The organism is Pseudoalteromonas sp. APC 3358 (assembly GCF_030408075.1).
Taxonomy (GTDB): Bacteria; Pseudomonadota; Gammaproteobacteria; order Enterobacterales; family Alteromonadaceae; genus Pseudoalteromonas; species Pseudoalteromonas arctica.
In genome coordinates, this window is record NZ_JASDCE010000009.1 from 136,663 (window position 1) to 156,606 (window position 19,944).

20 protein-coding genes are annotated in these 19,944 nt (G+C 41.2%); 5 read left to right on the plus strand and 15 right to left on the minus strand.

Features of this window, described 5'->3' with window-relative positions; genetic code table 11:
* Nucleotide 1: 1 nt before the first annotated feature.
* From ispC to rpsB, 7 genes are all read right to left on the minus strand, one after another.
* Complete coding sequence (ispC, locus tag QL995_RS14765; protein WP_024590724.1) at nt 2-1,207, minus strand: 1-deoxy-D-xylulose-5-phosphate reductoisomerase; 1,206 nt, start codon at nt 1,205-1,207, stop codon at nt 2-4.
* Nucleotides 1,204-2,070 (minus strand): phosphatidate cytidylyltransferase, encoded by an 867-nt coding sequence (locus tag QL995_RS14770; protein WP_007580986.1) that lies wholly within the window; start codon nt 2,068-2,070, stop codon nt 1,204-1,206. Before QL995_RS14770 ends, ispC begins: the two co-directional genes overlap by 4 nt.
* Before the next feature lie 19 nt (nt 2,071-2,089).
* Nucleotides 2,090-2,869, minus strand: a complete 780-nt coding sequence (locus QL995_RS14775; RefSeq protein ID WP_007580985.1) for an isoprenyl transferase — start codon at nt 2,867-2,869, stop codon at nt 2,090-2,092.
* 371 nt (nt 2,870-3,240) lie between these two features.
* Nucleotides 3,241-3,798 (minus strand): ribosome recycling factor, encoded by a 558-nt coding sequence (gene frr / locus QL995_RS14780; RefSeq protein ID WP_007580984.1) that lies wholly within the window; start codon nt 3,796-3,798, stop codon nt 3,241-3,243.
* Between the two features lie 13 nt (nt 3,799-3,811).
* Nucleotides 3,812-4,561 (minus strand): UMP kinase, encoded by a 750-nt coding sequence (gene pyrH / locus QL995_RS14785; RefSeq protein ID WP_007580982.1) that lies wholly within the window; start codon nt 4,559-4,561, stop codon nt 3,812-3,814.
* 157 nt (nt 4,562-4,718) lie between these two features.
* On the minus strand, nt 4,719-5,570 hold the full coding sequence (gene tsf, locus QL995_RS14790; RefSeq protein ID WP_007580981.1) for a translation elongation factor Ts: 852 nt from the start codon (nt 5,568-5,570) through the stop codon (nt 4,719-4,721).
* Between the two features lie 103 nt (nt 5,571-5,673).
* Complete coding sequence (gene rpsB, locus QL995_RS14795; RefSeq protein WP_007580978.1) at nt 5,674-6,402, minus strand: 30S ribosomal protein S2; 729 nt, start codon at nt 6,400-6,402, stop codon at nt 5,674-5,676.
* Nucleotides 6,403-6,673: 271 nt separating this feature from the next.
* On the opposite strand from rpsB, the gene map reads away from it, so the two are divergent.
* The 4 genes from map to QL995_RS14815 all read left to right on the plus strand — a co-directional run bounded on the left by map (nt 6,674) and on the right by QL995_RS14815 (nt 11,831).
* Nucleotides 6,674-7,459, plus strand: coding sequence for a type I methionyl aminopeptidase (gene map / locus QL995_RS14800; RefSeq protein WP_007580976.1), 786 nt, complete (start codon nt 6,674-6,676; stop codon nt 7,457-7,459).
* A 66-nt stretch (nt 7,460-7,525) separates the two neighbouring features.
* Entirely contained in the window at nt 7,526-10,144 is a 2,619-nt protein-coding gene (gene glnD / locus QL995_RS14805; RefSeq protein ID WP_007580974.1) for a [protein-PII] uridylyltransferase, read from the plus strand.
* 9 nt (nt 10,145-10,153) lie between these two features.
* Nucleotides 10,154-10,981 carry a 2,3,4,5-tetrahydropyridine-2,6-dicarboxylate N-succinyltransferase gene (dapD, locus tag QL995_RS14810; protein WP_149606275.1) on the plus strand — a complete coding sequence of 276 codons (828 nt, stop codon included), beginning with the start codon at nt 10,154-10,156 and terminating at the stop codon, nt 10,979-10,981.
* A 217-nt stretch (nt 10,982-11,198) separates the two neighbouring features.
* Entirely contained in the window at nt 11,199-11,831 is a 633-nt protein-coding gene (locus tag QL995_RS14815) for a hypothetical protein (RefSeq protein ID WP_024590722.1), read from the plus strand.
* 237 nt (nt 11,832-12,068) lie between these two features.
* On the opposite strand, the gene QL995_RS14820 is transcribed toward QL995_RS14815, so the two are convergent.
* From QL995_RS14820 to pspA, 8 genes are all read right to left on the minus strand, one after another.
* Nucleotides 12,069-12,413 carry a 4a-hydroxytetrahydrobiopterin dehydratase gene (locus QL995_RS14820; protein WP_002958326.1) on the minus strand — a complete coding sequence of 115 codons (345 nt, stop codon included), beginning with the start codon at nt 12,411-12,413 and terminating at the stop codon, nt 12,069-12,071.
* A gap of 37 nt (nt 12,414-12,450) precedes the next feature.
* Complete coding sequence (gene phhA, locus QL995_RS14825) at nt 12,451-13,248, minus strand: phenylalanine 4-monooxygenase (protein ID WP_002958327.1); 798 nt, start codon at nt 13,246-13,248, stop codon at nt 12,451-12,453.
* Between the two features lie 231 nt (nt 13,249-13,479).
* The gene (gene megL / locus QL995_RS14830; RefSeq protein ID WP_290294480.1) at nt 13,480-14,667 is read right to left on the minus strand and encodes a methionine gamma-lyase; all 1,188 of its coding nucleotides are present in this window, start codon (nt 14,665-14,667) and stop codon (nt 13,480-13,482) included.
* Between the two features lie 149 nt (nt 14,668-14,816).
* Nucleotides 14,817-15,842 carry a TIGR01620 family protein gene (locus QL995_RS14835; RefSeq protein ID WP_165721615.1) on the minus strand — a complete coding sequence of 342 codons (1,026 nt, stop codon included), beginning with the start codon at nt 15,840-15,842 and terminating at the stop codon, nt 14,817-14,819.
* Nucleotides 15,839-17,257, minus strand: a complete 1,419-nt coding sequence (locus QL995_RS14840) for a YcjX family protein (RefSeq protein ID WP_290294483.1) — start codon at nt 17,255-17,257, stop codon at nt 15,839-15,841. The genes QL995_RS14835 and QL995_RS14840 overlap by 4 nt, the downstream gene beginning before the upstream one ends.
* A 63-nt stretch (nt 17,258-17,320) precedes the next feature.
* Complete coding sequence (pspC, locus tag QL995_RS14845; protein WP_165721613.1) at nt 17,321-17,722, minus strand: envelope stress response membrane protein PspC; 402 nt, start codon at nt 17,720-17,722, stop codon at nt 17,321-17,323.
* Entirely contained in the window at nt 17,719-17,952 is a 234-nt protein-coding gene (pspB, locus tag QL995_RS14850) for an envelope stress response membrane protein PspB (protein ID WP_008168589.1), read from the minus strand. Before pspB ends, pspC begins: the two co-directional genes overlap by 4 nt.
* A 67-nt stretch (nt 17,953-18,019) precedes the next feature.
* Entirely contained in the window at nt 18,020-18,679 is a 660-nt protein-coding gene (pspA, locus tag QL995_RS14855; protein WP_002958333.1) for a phage shock protein PspA, read from the minus strand.
* Between the two features lie 186 nt (nt 18,680-18,865).
* Here pspA and pspF point away from each other — a divergent pair, with 186 nt between their 5' ends.
* On the plus strand, nt 18,866-19,930 hold the full coding sequence (gene pspF / locus QL995_RS14860; protein WP_002958334.1) for a phage shock protein operon transcriptional activator: 1,065 nt from the start codon (nt 18,866-18,868) through the stop codon (nt 19,928-19,930).
* Nucleotides 19,931-19,944: the final 14 nt, after the last annotated feature.

Sequence of the window (19,944 nt, forward strand, 5' to 3'; positions counted from 1 at the left end):
ATTAATGCGCCACTTTTGTTATAAATTCTGAAGCGCTAATACGCGCTAATTTATCACACTCTAAAATTTCATCTAGGCTTTGCACATTGGTGTAAGTTGCAGCTTCTAGCGTCTGTGCATTTATTTTGTATATATCGGTAAAACCAATTTTACCGTTTAAGAATGCGCCCACAGCTATTTCATTTGCTGCGTTAACCGTTGTTGTCGCGCCCTGCCCTGCACTACACGCATCAATCGCTAATTGTAAATTTGGATAACGAGAAAAATCAGGTTTAGTAAACGAAAAATCACAAATGTCAGAGAAATTTAACGGTTTAACACCCGCATTAATTCGCTCAGGATACGCAAGTGCATGGGCAATTGGCGTGCGCATATCGGGGTTACCCATTTGCGCTAAAATAGAACCATCGTGGTACTGCACCATTGAATGAATGATACTTTGTGGATGAATAACCACATCAATATCACTCGCATCACAATTGAATAACCACTTAGCTTCAATAAACTCTAAGCCTTTGTTCATCATAGTTGCGGAATCTACTGATATTTTTTGACCCATCGACCAGTTAGGGTGTGCAACGGCTTCACTTACGGTTACATCTTTTAACGTATTTATATCACGCGTTAAAAATGGGCCACCAGAGCCGGTAAGTAAAATTTTACTTACGCCATGTTGCTGTAGTTTTTGATCGCCTTTGGCATTTTGTAACGAAGAAGGTAGACATTGAAAAATTGCATTATGTTCGCTATCTATTGGCAGCAAAGTGGCTTTATGTTGTTTAACTTTATCAATAAACAACTGACCTGACATAACTAAAGATTCTTTATTAGCTAGTAGTACTTTTTTACCCGCTTCAACAGCACTTAATGTGGGTAGTAAACCAGCTGCACCTACAATTGCCGACATTACAATGTCAACATCAGGATGAGCACATAAGTCACTCATTGCTTGCTCACCGTGCATAACAAGAGTTTGGCACTGAGTATTAGCTAAATACGCAGATAATTGCTCTGCGGCCTGCTGGTTAGCCATAATCGCATAAAGCGGTTCATGTTCAATACACAACTCCGCCATTTTCTTTGCATTTTGTCCTGCAGCCAAAACAAAAACATCAAATAACTCTTTATTGCGCGACACAACATCAAGTGTACTTAAACCAATTGAGCCCGTTGCGCCTAAAATAACCAGCAATTGCTTTTGGCTCATAAACTAAGAGTCCACGCATAGCACATAACAAACATTGGAGCAGCAGCCGTTAAGCTGTCAATTCTATCTAAAATACCGCCGTGTCCTGGTAAACATCGACCGCTATCTTTTAAACCAGCTTCACGTTTAAACATGCTTTCCAGTAAATCACCTACCGCAGAAAACAACGCAATAAATGCTGTCATTATCGCGTACACAGGCCATACAACTAAATCAACATCGGTAAAGTGACAAAATGCTAATACAAAAATAATAGAAGCGACTACACCGCCTGCTAACCCTTCAATTGTTTTATTAGGGCTTACTTTAGGCATTAACTTATGTTTACCAAAACTTTTACCCGTAAAGTAAGCACCCACATCTGCGCTCCATACAATACCGAGTACCACTAAAATTAGCACCGAACCAAAATGAGTTGATTCAGCATATTGCGCGCTACGTAGTGTATTTAGTGCAAGCCATAACGGCACAAGCGTTAATAATCCTGCAATGCCGCGCATAACTAGGCCTTCATTCCACGCTTTAGCCATTTCTGGGTAGCGCCAAATTAAATAGCTAGCAACAATCCACCAAGCAAACGAAAGCGTAAATACGTAATTTGCATCACCGACTAGCTTGCCATTTTCCCATAATGATTCAATAGGCCAATGTAAATTAAGCAAGGCAAGTAAAGCGCCAATAAACACAACAAAGGCAGCACGTTTAAGCTTGTCGCAAAGGCCCATAAATGCAGACCATTCCCATGCGCCTAATAATACAATTGCACCAGCAAAGTAACTAAATAACGTAAGCGGTGTATAAAAAACCAAAGCCAATGCTAATGGAGCTAGCACTAGAGAGGTTAAAATTCGTTGTTTTAACAAAATGTGACCCTTATTCTATTTAGGTTTGAGCGAGTAATTGTTTTATTTGTTCGCCCGTACAACCAAAACGTCGCTCTCTGGCAACGTAACACGCAATGGCCTCAGCAAATGCTGCTTCATTAAAATCTGGCCAAAGTGTCTCGGTAAAGTAAAGTTCTGCATAAGCAACTTGCCATAGTAAAAAATTACTAATACGAACATCGCCACCAGTGCGAATAAGTAAATCAGGTTCAGCCTGATCTGCCATGCTCATATGCTGTGCTAAGCGCTCTTCTGTAATATCTTCTGCGTTTAGTGTGCCCTGCGCAACTTGCAAAGCAAGTTGTTTTGCCGCATTGGCAACATCCCAACGACCACCGTAATTAGCTGCAACATTTAAACGCAACCCGGTGTTATTTTCAGTCAGCTTATGCGCAGCGTCTACCTTGCTACGTAATCCTTCAGAAAATCGTGATAAGTCTCCAATAATGGTCAGTTTTACATTGTTTTTATGAAGCTTTTTAACTTCCTTTGTTAAAACAAATAAGAAAAGCTCCATTAAAGTGTTTACTTCGTCTTCAGGGCGGCGCCAGTTTTCACTACTAAAAGCAAATAAGGTTAACGATTGTATCCCTAATTTAGTACAAAACTGAACAGATTGACGAACTGCGTCTACGCCTTTTTTATGCCCATACACACGAGGTCTATTTCTAGCTTGCGCCCAACGTCCGTTCCCATCCATGATGATAGCAACATGTTTGGGTAAACATTGCTGTGAAATTGTGTCAGCATCTAGAACCATAAATATCGAGTATTCCATAAAAAAACGCCGCCTAGTATACCCTAGACGGCGTTTCAAAACTAATAATTTTAATAGGTCCTGTCGACCTTTCAGGATTGTAATTTGTTCAATCTAGGGGCGACTTAATCGCGGCGCGAGATTTGTAACCTAGTGGACTAAGCAAAAATCGAGTAAAGCTTCCGCGTCCTGCTCACGCCCCTTACCTACATCCATGTAGGCAACAAAGAGTTAATCGCCCCTAGGCAGAACCCTTTGGGTAGCGCGTGTTTGGATTTTATGCATCGTTATCGCCTAATTATGGGGAATAACCACACTACATAGGCTCTGCCTTGCCTAAAAACCAAACACACTGCTGCAAATTCAACCTCGAAAGATAAACAGGACCTTACTTAGATTTCCATCAATTCTGTTTCTTTAGCAGCTAATAAAGTATCCATTTCTTTAATAAACTTATCAGTAAGCTTTTGAATCGCATCATCTGATTGACGCGCTTCATCTTCAGATATGTCTTTATCTTTTAATAAACCCTTTACATCGCCATTAGCATCACGACGAATGTTACGAATAGCAACACGACCGCCTTCAACTTCGCCACGTACAATTTTGATTAGGTCTTTACGACGCTCTTCTGTAAGTGGAGGAAGTGGTACGCGAATAACAGTACCTGCCGACATAGGGTTTAAACCTAAGTCAGATGCCATAATTGCTTTTTCAACAGCTTGCGCTAAAGACTTATCAAATACACCAATAGCAAGTGTACGAGAATCTTCAATTGTTACGTTAGCAACTTGGTTTAAAGGCGTTGGTGCACCGTAGTACGACACCATAATGCCATCTAGGATTGCAGGATGTGCACGGCCAGTACGAATTTTAGATAATTGGCTACCTAGTGCAGTTACACTTTTTTGCATGCGCGCTTGCGCGTCTTTTTGAATATCGTTAATCACGGTTTAATCCTAATTATTTGATTATTTCATCTGAGGCTTGTGAAGAAATAAGTGTACCTTCTTCTTCACCCATAATTACGCGTTTTAGCGCGCCTGATTTATTCATGTTAAATACGCTCAATGGCATATTGTGATCGCGGGCTAGAGTAAATGCCGCTAAATCCATAACTTTTAATTCTTTTTCAATGATTTCATTGTAGCTTAAGTGGGTATAAAGCGTCGCATCTGGGTTTTTAACAGGGTCATCACTGTATACGCCATCAACCTTAGTCGCTTTAATTACTGTATCCGCTTCAATTTCGATACCGCGTAAACATGCTGCAGAATCGGTAGTAAAAAATGGGTTACCAGTACCCGCTGCAAAAATGACTACGCGACCAGTTTTCAATAAACTAATTGCTTCAGCCCAGTTATAAGCGTCACATACACCATTAAGCGGAATAGCCGACATAAGACGACAGTTTACAAATGCACGGTGTAGCGCATCACGCATTGCAAGGCCGTTCATAACCGTTGCAAGCATACCCATGTGATCGCCTACTACGCGATTCATACCTGCTTCTGCAAGTGATCCACCGCGTAAAAAGTTACCTCCACCAATAACTAAACCCACTTCTACGTCGAGCTCTACTAGCTCTTTAATTTCTTGTGCCATACGGTCTAAAACTTTAGGATCGATGCCGAAGCCTTCGTCTCCCATTAAAGCTTCACCACTTAATTTGAGAAGAACACGTCTAAAAATAGGTTTGCGATTGATAGTCATAGTATTGGGGCCAACTTTTATTGAATTATGGATAAAAAATAACCGCGCTTATGTTAAACATAAAAGCGCGGTTATTTTAAAGAATTTCTAGCTGCGAAGCAAAACCAAATAGTACTTTAATTGCATCTAATTTCATTATCCTTCACAAATAGTAATCTTACTTAGCTTTAGCAGCAGCAATTTGAGCAGCAACTTCAGCAGCAAAATCTTCTTCTTTCTTCTCGATACCTTCACCAACTTCTACACGTACGAAGCTAGTAACTGTTGCGTTTTTCTCTTTAAGAATATCGCCAACAGTTTTCTTAGGCTCCATGATGAAAGCTTGACCAGTAAGAGAAACCTCACCAGTGAATTTTTTCATGCGGCCAACAACCATCTTCTCAGCGATTTCAGCAGGCTTGCCTTCATTCATCGCGATTTCGATTTGTACTTGCTTTTCTTTAGCAACAACATCGGCTGGTACATCTGAAGGTGTTAAGTATTCAGGGCTAGATGCAGCAACGTGCATTGCAACGTGCTTAAGTGTTTCTTCATCAGCAACACCCGCAACAACAACACCGATACGATCGCCATGACGGTACTCAACTAGGTTTTCACCAGTTACGTACTGCAGACGACGTACATTGATGTTTTCGCCAATTTTAGTAACTAGCTCAACACGGTCTTCTTCAAACTTAGCTTGTAAGTCTTCGATAGAGATAGTGTCAGCAATTGCAGCGTCAGCAACTTTGTTAGCAAATGCTAAGAAGCTTACGTCTTTTGCAACGAAATCTGTTTGACAGTTAACTTCTACTAGTACTGCAACACCCGCGTTTTGCTTGATGATGATAGTACCTTCAGCAGCAATGTTACCTGCTTTTTTAGCAGCTTTAGCAGCGCCACTTTTACGCATGTTTTCAATCGCTAACTCGATGTCGCCATCAGTCTCAGTTAACGCTTTTTTACAATCCATCATGCCAGCGCCTGTGCGCTCGCGTAATTCTTTAACTAGGGCAGTAGTTACAGCCATTAGTAAATCCTCAAATCTGAAATCAGGTTAGATAAGCGGGTTACCCGCTCGACAAGAATAGCAAGTCTTCACCTTAAAAAGATGAAGACTTGATGACAGCTAATTACTCAGCTTCAACGAAATCGTCTTTCTCAGCTTGAGCAACGATGTTATTCTCGCGACCTTCAGTAATAGCAGCTGCAACAGCGCTAGTGTAAAGGCTTACAGCACGGATAGCATCATCGTTACCAGGTACGATGTAATCAACACCGTCTGGGTTAGAGTTAGTATCTACGATTGCAACAACTGGAATACCTAGGTTGTTTGCTTCACGGATAGCAATGTGCTCGTGGTCAGCATCGATAACGAAAAGCGCGTCTGGAAGACCGCCCATGTTTTTGATACCACCAAGGCTCTTTTCAAGCTTTTCCATTTCGCGGTTAAGCGTTAACGTTTCTTTCTTAGTTAATTTCTCGAAAGTTCCGTCTTGGCTTTGTGCTTCAAGGTCTTTAAGACGCTTGATTGATTGACGTACAGTTTTCCAGTTAGTCAACATACCACCTAACCAACGGTGATTTACGAAGAACTGGTCGCTTTCTAAAGCAGCTGATTTAACTGCGTCGCTTGCTGCGCGCTTAGTACCAACGAAAAGAACTTTACCTTTGTTTGCTGCAGCACTTGATAAAAACTTAAGTGCGTCGTTGAACATTGGTACAGTTTGCTCAAGGTTGATGATATGTACACGGTTACGTGTGCCGAAGATGAAAGGCTTCATCTTAGGGTTCCAGTAACGTGCTTGGTGACCAAAGTGAACACCAGCTTGAAGCATATCGCGCATTGAAACGTTTGCCATTTTATAGATCCTCTATAGTTGTTTAGGGTTAGGCCTCCACATATCCCATAGCACCAACACCGAAGTAATTAAACTTCAAATGCACCCAAGTGTATGTGACGATACGTGTGTGTGTTAAAATAAAATTGTGTTTGCCTTAAATACAAAAAATCATTTAAGAATTTATTTGTAAAAAGACGGCGCGCTTTATACCATATTAAAATTAAATACTCAACGTCGCGTGCAAAATTTGTTCGACGATAAATGTTAAAAACTCAACTTTGGAGCCTCAATGAGCGCTATTATCAAGACCCCTGAAGAAATAGAGAAAATGCGCGTAGCTGGGCGCTTAGCGGCCGATGTACTTGAAATGATCGGCCCTCATGTAGTGCCAGGTGTTACCACCGATGAGCTAAATACACTTTGTCATGATTATATTGTTAATGTGCAACAAGCAATCCCTGCTCCGTTAAATTATCATGGCTTTCCAAAATCAGTTTGTACGTCAGTTAATCATGTTATTTGTCACGGAATTCCAAATGACAAAGCATTAAAAGAAGGCGACAGTGTAAATATCGACGTAACTGTCATTAAAGATGGTTACCACGGCGACACATCTAAAATGTTCCACGTTGGTACACCAAACATTCAAGCTAAGCGTCTTGCAGAAGTAACACAAGAAAGCTTATACCTTGCTATTAAAATGGTAAAACCAGGTGTGCGCTTGGGTGATATTGGCTCAGCAATTCAAAAATATGCAGAGAGCTTTAACTACTCAATTGTACGTGAATATTGCGGCCACGGTATCGGCGCAGGATTTCATGAAGAACCACAAATAATGCATTACGGTAAAGCCGGTACTGGCGAGGCCTTAAAAGCAGGTATGTGTTTAACTATTGAACCTATGGTTAATGCGGGTAAACGCCAATGTAAGCTTCTTAAAGATGATTGGACAGTAGTAACACGCGACCGTAGTTTGTCTGCACAGTGGGAACATACTTTATTAGTGACTGAAAATGGTGTTGAAATTTTAACGCTACGATCAGATGATACTATCGAGCGGATCATAGAACACTAATAAAACCGAAACACTTGATAAGAAAATTCTTATCCGTGTGAAAGGTTCAACAAGGAGCCAGCCCACGTGGCATTACCCAACAAAGTAAAAAAGTTGCTTAGCGATGCAGAGCAACTTAGTGATTATCGCGATTGTTCTAGCTATTTTTATAAATGGTTACATAACGAATTTTCTAAACAACCGGTTGGGAATTTAATTAATGCCCGGGCTGAGTTTATTGACCGCCTACTCATTAAGCTTTTTCATGTTTACGACTTAGCGCGCGAACCTGATTTAGCATTAATAGCGGTAGGCGGATACGGACGTGGTGAGCTACATCCCTACTCCGACATCGACTTTTTATTGCTTGTAACTAAACCGCCAAGCGAAGAAATATGCGAAAAAATAGGCCAGTTTGTCACCATGCTATGGGATCTCAACTTAGAGATTGGTCACAGCGTGCGTACGATAGAACAAGCCATTGAGCAAAAACGTGAAGACGTTACTTTTGCCACCAGCTTGCTCGAAAGCCGCCTTATTTTTGGTAACCACATTGAGTTTGAAAAACTCAAAATGCATATTCTTGAAACGCCAGTATGGCGCTCAGGTGAATTTTTTACTGCCAAAGTTCAAGAACAAAACTTACGCCACAGAAAGTGCCACGGCACCGCGTATAATCTTGAGCCAAACATTAAAGAAAACCCCGGTGGTCTGCGCGACTTACAAACCATTATTTGGGTGGCAAAAAAGCATTTTAGAACCGAAACCCTGCAAGAGTTAATAAGCCACGGATACTTAACTCACGAAGAGTTTCAAGAGCTTTCTGAGTGCCTAGAAAACCTATGGAACATTCGCTTTGCACTGCATTTAGCTGCAGGTAGAGCTGAAAACCGCTTATTGTTTGATCATCAACCGCAAGCCGCCGAAATTTTAGGTTTTGGTAGCGACGGCAAAGCATCGGTTGAGCGTATGATGAAACGCTTATTTAGAATAATGAGCCGCGTGCGCGAACTTAACCAAATGCTACTTTCATACTTTGAACAAAGCATAATGCCCGAAAGTAGTGCTGTGGCAGCAATTGAACTCGACAGAAACTTTGAGCAAGTAGGTCATCAAATACGCGTAAAAGATCCGTCGGTATTTTTTAGACGCGACCAACTTTTTGTATTGTTTGAGCACATAGCCGATAACCCAGCAATAACGCATATTTACCCAAGTACTATTCGTACTATTCGCCAAGTGCGCCGTCGTTTATTGGGCGATTTGCAAGATTACGCAGCCTGTCGCGAAGCCTTTTTACGCTTAGTTAAACATCCTAACGGCATGGGCCGCGCATTTACGCTCATGCACAAGCACGGCATGCTTGCCGCCTACTTACCGCAGTGGCGTAATATATTTGGGCAAATGCAGTTCGATTTGTTTCACGCCTACACCGTAGATGAGCATACTCACAAATTAATCAAAAACATTTACGAATATTTTGATAAAACAGGCATTAGCGAGTTTCCTATTTGTAGTGAAATAGTCACTCGAATGGACAAACCAGAGCTACTTTATTTAGCCGGTATATTTCACGACATTGCTAAAGGCCGAGGTGGCGACCACTCAGAACTTGGCGCTGTTGACGCAATAGCATTTGCTAAATTACATGGTTTTTCATCGGTGGATGCAAAGCTCGTTGCATGGCTTGTAAGTAACCATTTACTTATGTCGGTTACCGCACAGCGTAAAGACATTAACGATCCTGCTGTAATAAAAGACTTCGCTACACGCGTTAAAACAGAGCGCCAACTCGACTACTTATATTGTTTAACCGTTGCCGACATACGTGCAACCAACGACAACTTATGGAACGATTGGAAAAACACCCTACTGCGTGAGCTATACTTACACACGCAGCGCGCTTTGCGCCTAGGGCTCGAAAACCCAATGGATCAACGCGACCAAATTCGCGACAAAAAGCACCAAGCTAAACAACGCTTAATAAATCTGGGTTATCAAGAGGAAAAAATTGATTTAATTTGGAGCCGCTTTAAAGCCAACTACTTTACCGCCTTTAGCGAACAACAAATATCATGGCAAAGTGAGCATTTATTAAGTAGCACAGACTTAAGCCAGCCAAGTGTTGTTGTATCTAACAAAGCTATGCATGGTGGCACACAAGTATTTGTATACAGTCCCTACTCTGGCCCACTGTTTGCCCGATTAGTAAGTGTGATTGGCTCTAAAAAAGCGCAAATACAACACGCGCAAGTACTTACCACAAAAGACGGTTACGTCTTGTTTAGCTTTGTAATACTTGAAGTAAGTGGCGACCCTATTGCAAGTGGTCGAGCGCAATCAATTAAACGCGGGCTTGAGCAGGCACTAAGCGATCCGCGTAAAAAGATTCGCTTTAAAAAGAGCCGCTCTCAACGCTTTAAAGATTTTAATATTAAACCTAAAATTGTGTTGCGCCCACATGCACGCAAAGACCGTAGCTTAATAGAAATTCAAGCCGTCGATATACAAGGTTTACTAACCAAAATAGCCGAAGTTTTCCAAGCGCATTTACTACACATTCACGCTGCCCGTATTACAACGGTAGGTGAACGTGCCGAGGATTTCTTTGTCGTATCTAATAACGAATACCAAGCGCTGACTGATGAAGAGCAAGCAAAAATTCATCAGGCATTACGTAAAAAATTCAACGCCGAAACAGAATAGAGGACACACATGTCAGATTTAAAAACGATGATCGAAAACGCATGGGACAACCGCGATAGCATTAGCCCAAGCACAGTATCAAGCGACGTAAAACAAGCCATTATCGACGCACTTGATTTACTTGATAGCGGCGCAGCACGCGTTGCTGAAAAAATATCAGGTGAATGGGTTGTACACCAGTGGCTTAAAAAAGCAGTATTACTGTCGTTTCGTATTCGCGACAACCAACCAATGAACGACGGCGTAAACCAGTTTTACGACAAAGTACCACTTAAATTTAGCGACTACACGCCAGAGCAATTTCAGCAAGGCGGTATGCGCGTAGTACCAAACGCTGTAGCACGTAAAGGCAGCTTTGTAGGTAAAAACGTCGTACTTATGCCATCGTACGTAAACATTGGCGCATACGTTGACGACGGCACCATGGTTGATACATGGGCGACTGTAGGCTCATGTGCACAAATTGGTAAGAACGTACATTTATCAGGTGGCGTAGGCATAGGCGGCGTTTTAGAGCCTCTACAAGCTAACCCAACTATCATTGAAGACAACTGCTTTATTGGCGCACGTTCTGAAATTGTGGAAGGCGTAATTGTTGAAGAAGGCGCAGTTATTTCAATGGGCGTTTACATCAGCCAAAGCACCCGTATTTACGACCGTGAAACTGGCGAAATTCACTACGGCCGCGTACCAGCAGGTGCTGTAGTTGTACCAGGCGCACTACCGTCAAAAGATGGCACTCACAGCCTATACGCTGCGATCATCGTGAAAAAAGTAGATAAGCAAACACGTGAAAAAGTAGGCATTAACGCCCTACTACGCTCAATTGATGATTAAAAAGAAGCGATAAGCTTTTAGCTGTAAGCGTTTAGCTGATTTGTGTTAAACGTAGGTTGGGTTGAGAGAAACGAAACCCAACGATACGTTGAAGTTAAGTGTTTTAGCAAAAGTGTGATTGTATATTAAAAGCTCTAGGCCGTTGGTTTGGAGCTTTTATTATATAAATAACTCGATTGAAATATTTACTTATAAAAAAACATTAATTAGAGCATGCATGGAAAAACTAACGAAAAGATTAATAATTTTCTTACTAATAGGAATTATTCTAACTGTCGCTCCTTTAATTTATTCTTTTAAACCTCAGCTTTCTAGCAATGTAGAACACTGGGCTTTTATCGCTTCTTATTTTGGTGGAATAATGTCGCCTTATATAGCGGCACTAGCTTTGATTGCTTTACTTTCTACACTGAAACAACAATCAGACCAAATAGCCCTATTGAAAAAACAAACTCAATCTAATCAAATTGAAACTATGCTTAGCAAAATAGAATGTGACTTTGCAACACCTTTAAAAGAAACTTTATTAAACCTCAAGATTCGTGGAAAAGAGATCAATTACACTTTCTTAGACCCTATCACTGCTTTGGCCTTTCCAAGATGGGAGGAAGTAATTCCAAATATTGATGATTTAGATCCAAGCAAAGAATATGATTATTTGAGTCAAGAAATTATGCAATTAGATTTATATACTTCCGCAAGTTCATATTTGAAGTTAATTAAAGTTTATGCAGAAAAGCATGAGGCTATAACTGGCTCTAATATATTATCTGCTTATTATAAAAAAAAGTATAAAATCCCTTACAAAAGGCTTCATCAGAAAGGTTTTTTAAAAGAGCCTTGGGAGTAGTAATATAACTATGCTCAAGATACTAACGTTATAAACAACGAGCCTTTTACATTACCTTTAAACACAAAGCCTTTCAAATGACCGTTGGGTTTCGTTTCACTCAACCCAACCTACGGCGATAAATTTAACTTCGAGTTGCTCGTCACTGATAGCTGACAACTAATAACTTTTATTGCTTAAATAAAAAAGCACTTATAAAAATAAGTGCTTTTGGGTTTGCTCAATTAATACTTTTAATTACAGCGCGTTAAATACGTCGTCTGTTTTAGCTGCGCAAATAAAATCGTTTTTGTGTAGGCCTTTAATTGAATGGCTCCACCATGTAACCGTTACTTTGCCCCACTCGGTTAATAAACCGGGGTGATGGCCTTCGTCTTCTGCCATGTCGCCTACTTTGTTAGTAAACGCGATAGCCTGTTTGAAGTTTTTAAATTTATAAACACGCTCTAGCTGCATAATGCCGTCGCGTACTTCTGGTACCCAGTCTGGGATTTTAGTAATTAATTGCGCTAACTCTTCGTCAGATACTTTTGGCGCATCTACATGACAGGCTTCGCATTTTTGTGCACTTAATGAAGACATTCTAAATCCTTACTTTTAGCTTTTTTAGCATTAATATTTAACTGGCTAATTTTTCTTTTGGTGGAAATTTTGGGTCATGCAAACCAAGCTCTTTAGCTCGCTCAACCAAAGTCATAATATCCATTTGCGATATATCAAACAGATCATGAATCGAATTTATGGTGTAGTACTGTGGTTGCATAATATCAATACGGTACGGCGTACGCAGTACATCAAGCACATTCATTGGGCTGATTTCTGGCGTATTTGAGTATACGTACTGAGTTTCACCTGGGCTTGATAAAATGCCGCCGCCGTAAATACGCAGACCGTCTTCGGTTTGCATTAAACCAAATTCGACTGTAAACCAGTATATACGCGCAAGGTATACACGGTCCTTTTTCTGCGCTGCGTAACCTAATTGCCCGTACTTATGTGTAAACTCGGCAAAGTCAGGATTAGTTAGCATGGCGCAGTGGCCAAATATTTCATGAAAAATATCTGGCTCTTGTAGGTAGTCAAATTCTTCGCGGCTACGAATAAATGTAGCTACCGGAAACTGCTTGTTTGCCAGTAATCTAAAAAACTCATCAAAGTCGATAAGCGCAGGTACTGGTGCAACTTGCCAACCGGTAGTGGCTAGTAACACTTCGTTTAGTTCGCTTAACTGCGGAATACGATCGTGCGGCAGGTTAATCTTTTTTAACCCTTGCATGTACTCGTTGCAGGCTTTGCCTTCAATGCATGCAAGTTGGCGCGCTACAAGCTCAGACCAAATTTTATTTTCTTCATCACTCCAGTGTATAACACCATTTTCGTCTGGTGTTTTGGATGTGTATTTACTTGCTTTAGCCATAAGTACCTTCTTGGGTGTGAGCCCTAAATCGGTGTCAGTGTGATACTCAAACCTATTGAATATCGAATGACCCCATACTATGCAAAAGTGAAGAAAAGTTTAATAGATAGGCTAACATCAGTATTTGGCGCGATCACCCCAATCGTAAAGTTAAAATTACACTTGTGGCACACTAAAAATACAGACCTTTAAATAAAGGCCTGTAGCTTGTTTTTATGTGTATACAATTAATTACACCCAACCAATCTTAGTAAAAGCTTGGTTTAAATCACTAATAATGTCGTTAACATCTTCAAGCCCAACCGAGAGTCTGATCAGCCCATCACTTATTCCAGCGGCGGCTCGCTCCTCTGGCGTATAAGGCGAGTGAGTCATAGATGCAGGATGCTGAATCAGTGTTTCAGCGTCGCCTAGGCTTACTGCAAGTGTACAAAGTTTCATACTATCAATAAATTGTGCGCCATCTTGTAGCGTGCCTTTTATTTCAAACGCAATAACACCACCAGCGGCTTTCATTTGATTACCAATAAACTTATAACCTGGGTGCGATTTAAGCCCCGGGTAATATACGGTGCTTACTTGTGGGTGCGCTTCTAGATATTCGGCTATTGTTTGTGCGCTTTGACAATGGCGCTCTATTCTAATAGCGAGTGTTTTTAGGCCTCGATTAATTAGCCATGCATCGTGCGGGCTTATAGTTGCACCAATGTCTTTTAGTACGGTCATTTTAATGTGTGTTATGTGCTCAAGCGATCCACATACAATACCGGCAACTACGTCTCCGTGGCCGTTTAAGTACTTGGTCGCACTGTGTATTATAATGTCGATACCGTATTTTTTAGGCGATTGCAGTAGCGGCGTTAAAAAGGTGTTGTCGACCACACTAATTAAGTTGTGCTCTTTAGCAACTGCGCCAATGAGTGCCAAATCAATAACCGCCATAGTGGGATTAATTGGCGTTTCTACAAATATCATTTTTGAATTAGGTTTGATGGCAGCGCGTAGTTCGTCCTCGTTGGTCATATCAACAAAAGTGACTTCGATTCCCCAGCGCGGCAACATATGCGAGAAAAACGCAAAGGTACAACCATACAAAGCACTTGAGGCAACAAGGTGATCTCCCTGCGATAAAAAGCTCAGTACTGAGGCTGATACAGCTCCCATACCTGTTGCGGTTGCAGCAGCTGCTTCACAGCTCTCTAGTTGAGCAACTTTTTGCTCAAGCTCTGTGGTTGTAGGGTTTCCTAAGCGCGTATAAATATAGCCAGGTTCGTCGCCTGCAAAACGCGCAGCACCTTGTGCGGCATTTTCAAAATGAAAGGTAGAGGTTTGATACAAAGGAGAAGTGAGTGCGCCGTGCGGGTCGTTTGCTTTTTGTGGTCCATGAATACACTGGGTGTTTATATGATGCTTGCTCATTGTAGGCTCATTTTTTGATTATTATGTTTTTGCGATTCAACAATCAAAACGTATGCGCTTACAAACAGCAAGCATGCCGGATGCTCAGATGGCTATTTGTGTAAAAACCGTGCAGCGCACGTTTGTACACAAATATTGCCACTGCTAATCTAGTGTGTTGGTTCCGCCTTTTTACGGCTCATAATTTTACCTGCGATGCTTTGCACAGTGCCTTTTAGTAAGCTGCGTTTGTTTTCAAGCCGTGGTAATGGGCGACTAAGCTCCATTGCTTTGTAACCAATACGCGCTGTAAAAATACCGGCACTGACACCTTGCGCAGCCCGCCCCGAAAGCTTACCTAAAAGCTCAGCACTCAATGCAGTTGCAGCAAGGTCAGACACAAGCTCAGCACTGCCTACAAACATTACTTGTTTTATCAGCATACGGTATAACTTTATACGGCTCGCGTAGCCAAAACCAATGCCATAAATTTTACCAATTTGTTCTATTAACTTAGTACCGCGCCAAAGCACAGCCATCATATCCACCAGCGCAAGTGGGCTTAGGGCAACTAGCAGTGCAGATTCAGTCGCAAAACGATTTATAAGCTTTTTAGCTTTGGTGTCTTGGGTTATTAATAAACTATTGGCGTACAGCGTCATTATTTCTTTGTCGCTGTGATGCGTCGCTACTTGGTTTTTAAAGGTTTCAAAGTTATCAAGCTCTTGGTGTTTATTAAGCTTTTCAAGCCAAGGTAATGCACCGCCTACTTGCTCGCTGTTTAAAAGCCTGTCGGCTTCAACTCGGTGCAATTGGTTACGCTTTAAACTGCGCAGCATTCGGTACTCTCGCCACAATAAGCGCCCTATTAGCAGCACGCCACTTACAACCGCGGTTAAATAAACGCTGCCTAAAATAATTGACTGCTCGAAAGCAAATACTAACGAGTACGCAAACTCTAAAAGCACCAGTACTATAAAACTAATAGCAAAAACACCTTTAAGCGTTTGCCACTTTGACTTTTTGTACACAGGTTCTAGATCTATTTCTGGCTCTAGTGCTTCATCTTCAAGTTCTTCGTAATCACTTTGTCCGTGCTGAATAATTTTTGCAGGTGCTAAAACGGGTTCGTTTTGCTCAATGCTTTGCGTATCTATGCGACGCCCTGCTTGAAATGGTTGGTTTGACTCACTCATGTTAATTTGTCTCCTAGCAGGTACTGCATGACATGATCTAATCGAATATGTTTTAGTTGTTTATCGGGGCTCGGCATTGGAGAGAACGATAAAAACTCAAATCCCTGTGCTGGCCACTCACTTTTATTAAGCATCCGCGAGGGAGGTTGCGGCGGTAAATAGGTAAGCCAATCAGGCTCGTGTAATGGTTTACCGTAAATGCAGTCAAGTGTTTGACCTTTGTCGGTAATTTGGCGCGGCTGCGTTGCTGTAATTGACGACATAGCCATGGTTTCTATTTTTACACCATCAAACTTTAAGTGATTACTTTGCTCATGCACGAGCGAATCAAGTAGCAGTGCTAAATCTTTATGGTGCTTAGCACTTATATGATCTGACTTATTAGCTGCAAATAATATTTTGTCTATGTTGGGCTTAAATAAACGTTTAAAAAAGCCCGATTCACCATAGTTAAAGTGTGCGAGTAATTGGTTTATTACACTGCTTTGCTCTTGGAGTGTTTCGTGCCCTTCGTTTAATGCACTAAGTACATCTACAAGTACGATTTGGCGATCGAAGTGTCTAAAATGCTCATTATAAAATGGTTTTACAACTTCTTTTATATAAGCGTTAAAGCGCTTAATTAAATGCGCTAAATTAGAACCCGCAACGACATCGTCACTATTTACTTTACCCGATACCGGAAAAAACAATAACAATGGCGCGCCTTGTAAGTCGCCAGGCATTAGCATGCGCCCAGGTTGTAACATGGCAAGTTTGGTGTCTTTTTTAAGCCCTACTAACATGCTTTGATAAAGCTGAGCAATATGAGCAAGTGCGTTTTCATCAACGGGAGCGTTTAAGTCAAGTTGCTCAACGGCCATTAAGAAATCACTTGATGTGTTTACGCGTGAAGGCTGAGTTAATAACGGGTATTGCTGCTCGCACCATTGAGAATAGCTTTGCTCAAGCATAGGTAAATCAAGGAGCCATTCACCGGGGTAGTCAATAATATCTAAATAAAGCGTTGATTGCGGCGAAAAGTGGCCGCGCAGCCCTGCATTACTCTGATACTTTATTGCCAAGCGCAGCGTATTAATCCGCTCGGTTGATGCAGGCCATGTAGGCATCCCATCGCTTGGTAATAATGAATTTAGCGCGCGCGTATAATTAAACGTAGGAACTCTTAACGCCTCTTGCGGCACAACTTTAGTGGCCACATGGCGGTGCTCGCGCATTACATCAAAAAAAGGTAAGTTTTTATCGTCAGCTTGGGTTGTTAAGTGTTTAACAAGTGCGGTAATAAAGGCTGTTTTACCACTACCACTTAGGCCAGTTACGGCAAGTTTTACGTGTTGGTCTAAACTGCGATGAAGGGCTTTTTGTGCTTTGCCTTTAATACTTTTAAAGGTCTTTTTTGCAAATGATTGGCTCATAAAGTGTCTTGCACCTAATTTGCCGTAATTTATCACGCTGCAAATAAGGTGCTATTAAATCCTTTAAAGTTTATTAATTTCACGGCTCACCGTAAACTCGCTTGAAGTTACATGGCGCTCCATATCTTGAAGGCGAGTATCTACACGCGTTAAACGCTCTTTTAAATCTTGCAATGCGCGGCGCGGTGGCTCGCCTTTTTGCCATACTTTAAATTTTACTTCTAGCGGATCGTCATGTTTAGTTGAGCTGTTAGTTTGCACTGTTGCGGGCTCTTTTTTATCTAAAATGAACCAGGCTGCAATATACGCTACCACAAATAATGGGCCACCCGTTAGCAGTACCGCACTAACAAATATAATGCGAACTAACCATAACTCCATATTAAAGTAGTCACTTAATCCCGCACATACTCCGGCTATTTTACCGCGTTGTGGGTCTCTTAATAATTCGCGTTTGGCACTCATACTTTGCGTCTCCATTGTGGTGACTCTTGATCAAGCAATGCTTCAAGTGTTTCAACTCTGTCTGCCATTTTTTCGGCTTTATGTGCAAGCTCAAGTAACTGGCGATGTTCGTGTTCACTTAAACCTTGGCTTACTTGTTTTTTGCTACGGTAGTGCAAAATTAGCCACAGCGGGGCAACAAAAATCATAAACATAACAAATGGAACAATTATTACATCTGAATCAAACATAATTCTCTCCTGACAATCCGTTTTGATGTTTTTAAGCTGTGGGGCACTTTGAGTGCCCCTTTATAAATTATTTATCAGCTAGCTTCTTTTTAAGTTCGGCTAGCTCATCATCTATCTTTTCATTTTTTTGTAAATTAGCAATTTCGTCCGCTAACGTCTTTTTACCTAAATCGTAAGACTCAATTTGAGATTCTAGTCCATCAATTTTAGTTTCGTAACGTTCAAAGCGATTAAGTGCGTCTTCTACTTTTGAGCTATCAAGTGTCTTTTTCACTTCAAGGCGCGACTCAGCCGAACGTTGGCGAAGTATAATTGCTTTTTGACGAGATTTCGCATCTGCTAGCTTTTCTTGTAGTGTCGTTACTTCTTGCTGTAATTTCTCAATATGAGACTCTACATGTTCAAGTTCACTAGCGACTGAAGCAACGGCATCTGCCGACTTTTGCTTTTCAAGTAGGGCTGAACGCGCTAAATCATCTCGGTCTTTACTTAAAGCCAGTTCGGCTTTATCTTGCCAATCGCTTACCTGTGCTTTAAGCGTATCTAAGCGGCGTACAATTTCTTTTTTCTCAGCCAATGTTTTAGCTGATGTAGAACGTACTTCAACAAGCGTGTCTTCCATTTCTTGAATAATCAGACGAACCATTTTTTCTGGGTCTTCTGCTTTATCTAAAATGGCGTTGATATTAGAATTAACAATATCTGCAAAACGTGAAAAAATTCCCATAACATTTACCTCTGTAATTAAAACTTAGTTAGTCTGCTATAACTAGTATCAATATGCTTGCCAACTTTTTAAAAGTTAAAATACACTTTATTTTCATTACGTTAAACTAAATATACAAATTTCTTTAGTTATCCCTACTTATGAAATACACTAACTGTTAGTAAAAATGACCAAGAGTTAGGAAATATGAGCCAATATCGCCAACAGGATAATTTACTCGGCCAATCAGATAGCTTTCTGTCTGTATTAGATCAGGTATCGCAACTGGCTAATTTAGATAAACCGGTACTTATTATTGGTGAACGCGGCACAGGTAAAGAGCTAATAGCAGCACGCTTACACTTTTTATCAAAGCGTTGGGATCAAAACTACGTAAAACTTAACTGTGCAGCACTTAACGAAAACTTACTCGAAAGTGAATTGTTTGGCCACGAAAGCGGTGCTTTTACGGGGGCAAGCAAACGCCACGAAGGTCGTTTTGAACGCGCCAACAGCGGCACACTGTTTTTAGATGAATTAGCTAATACCTCAGCTATGGTACAAGAAAAACTGCTGCGCGTTATAGAATACGGTGAGTTTGAACGTGTTGGCGGCAAACAAACTGTAAAAGTAGATACACGCTTAGTGTGTGCCACAAACGAAGACCTCCCTTATTTGGCTGAGCAAGGTGAATTTAGAAGTGATTTACTCGATCGCCTTGCCTTTGATGTAATTACCCTGCCACCACTGCGCGAACGCCAAGACGATATTATGCTTCTTGCTGAGCAGTTTGCGATGAATATGGCGCGCGATTTAGAGTGGGAACTGTTTAGCGGTTTTACCCGAAGCGCAACAGAAACACTGCTTAGTTATGATTGGCCTGGTAATATTCGTGAACTTAAAAATGTGGTTGAACGCAGTTTGTATCGCCACGGTAGTGAACATATCCCCGTTCACCAGATTATTTTAGACCCATTCGATAGCCCATTTAGACCAAAAGCGCGCATTAAAGCACCTATAGCGGCTCAAACTGTTAATGCCGAGCCTATTGTTGTTGCGCCGCCGATTGCTCAGGCAAGCAGTAATATAGCCGTCGATATTCAATTTCCGTGCAGCTTAAAAGAGCGCTCAAACGACTTTGAAATAAACATGATTAATAAAGCGCTCGAACATAGCCAATTTAATCAAAAGAAAACTGCAGAAGTACTTGGTTTAACGTATCATCAATTACGTGGTTATCTTAAAAAATACAACTTGTTGGATCAACAATAGTCAGAGGTTATGCG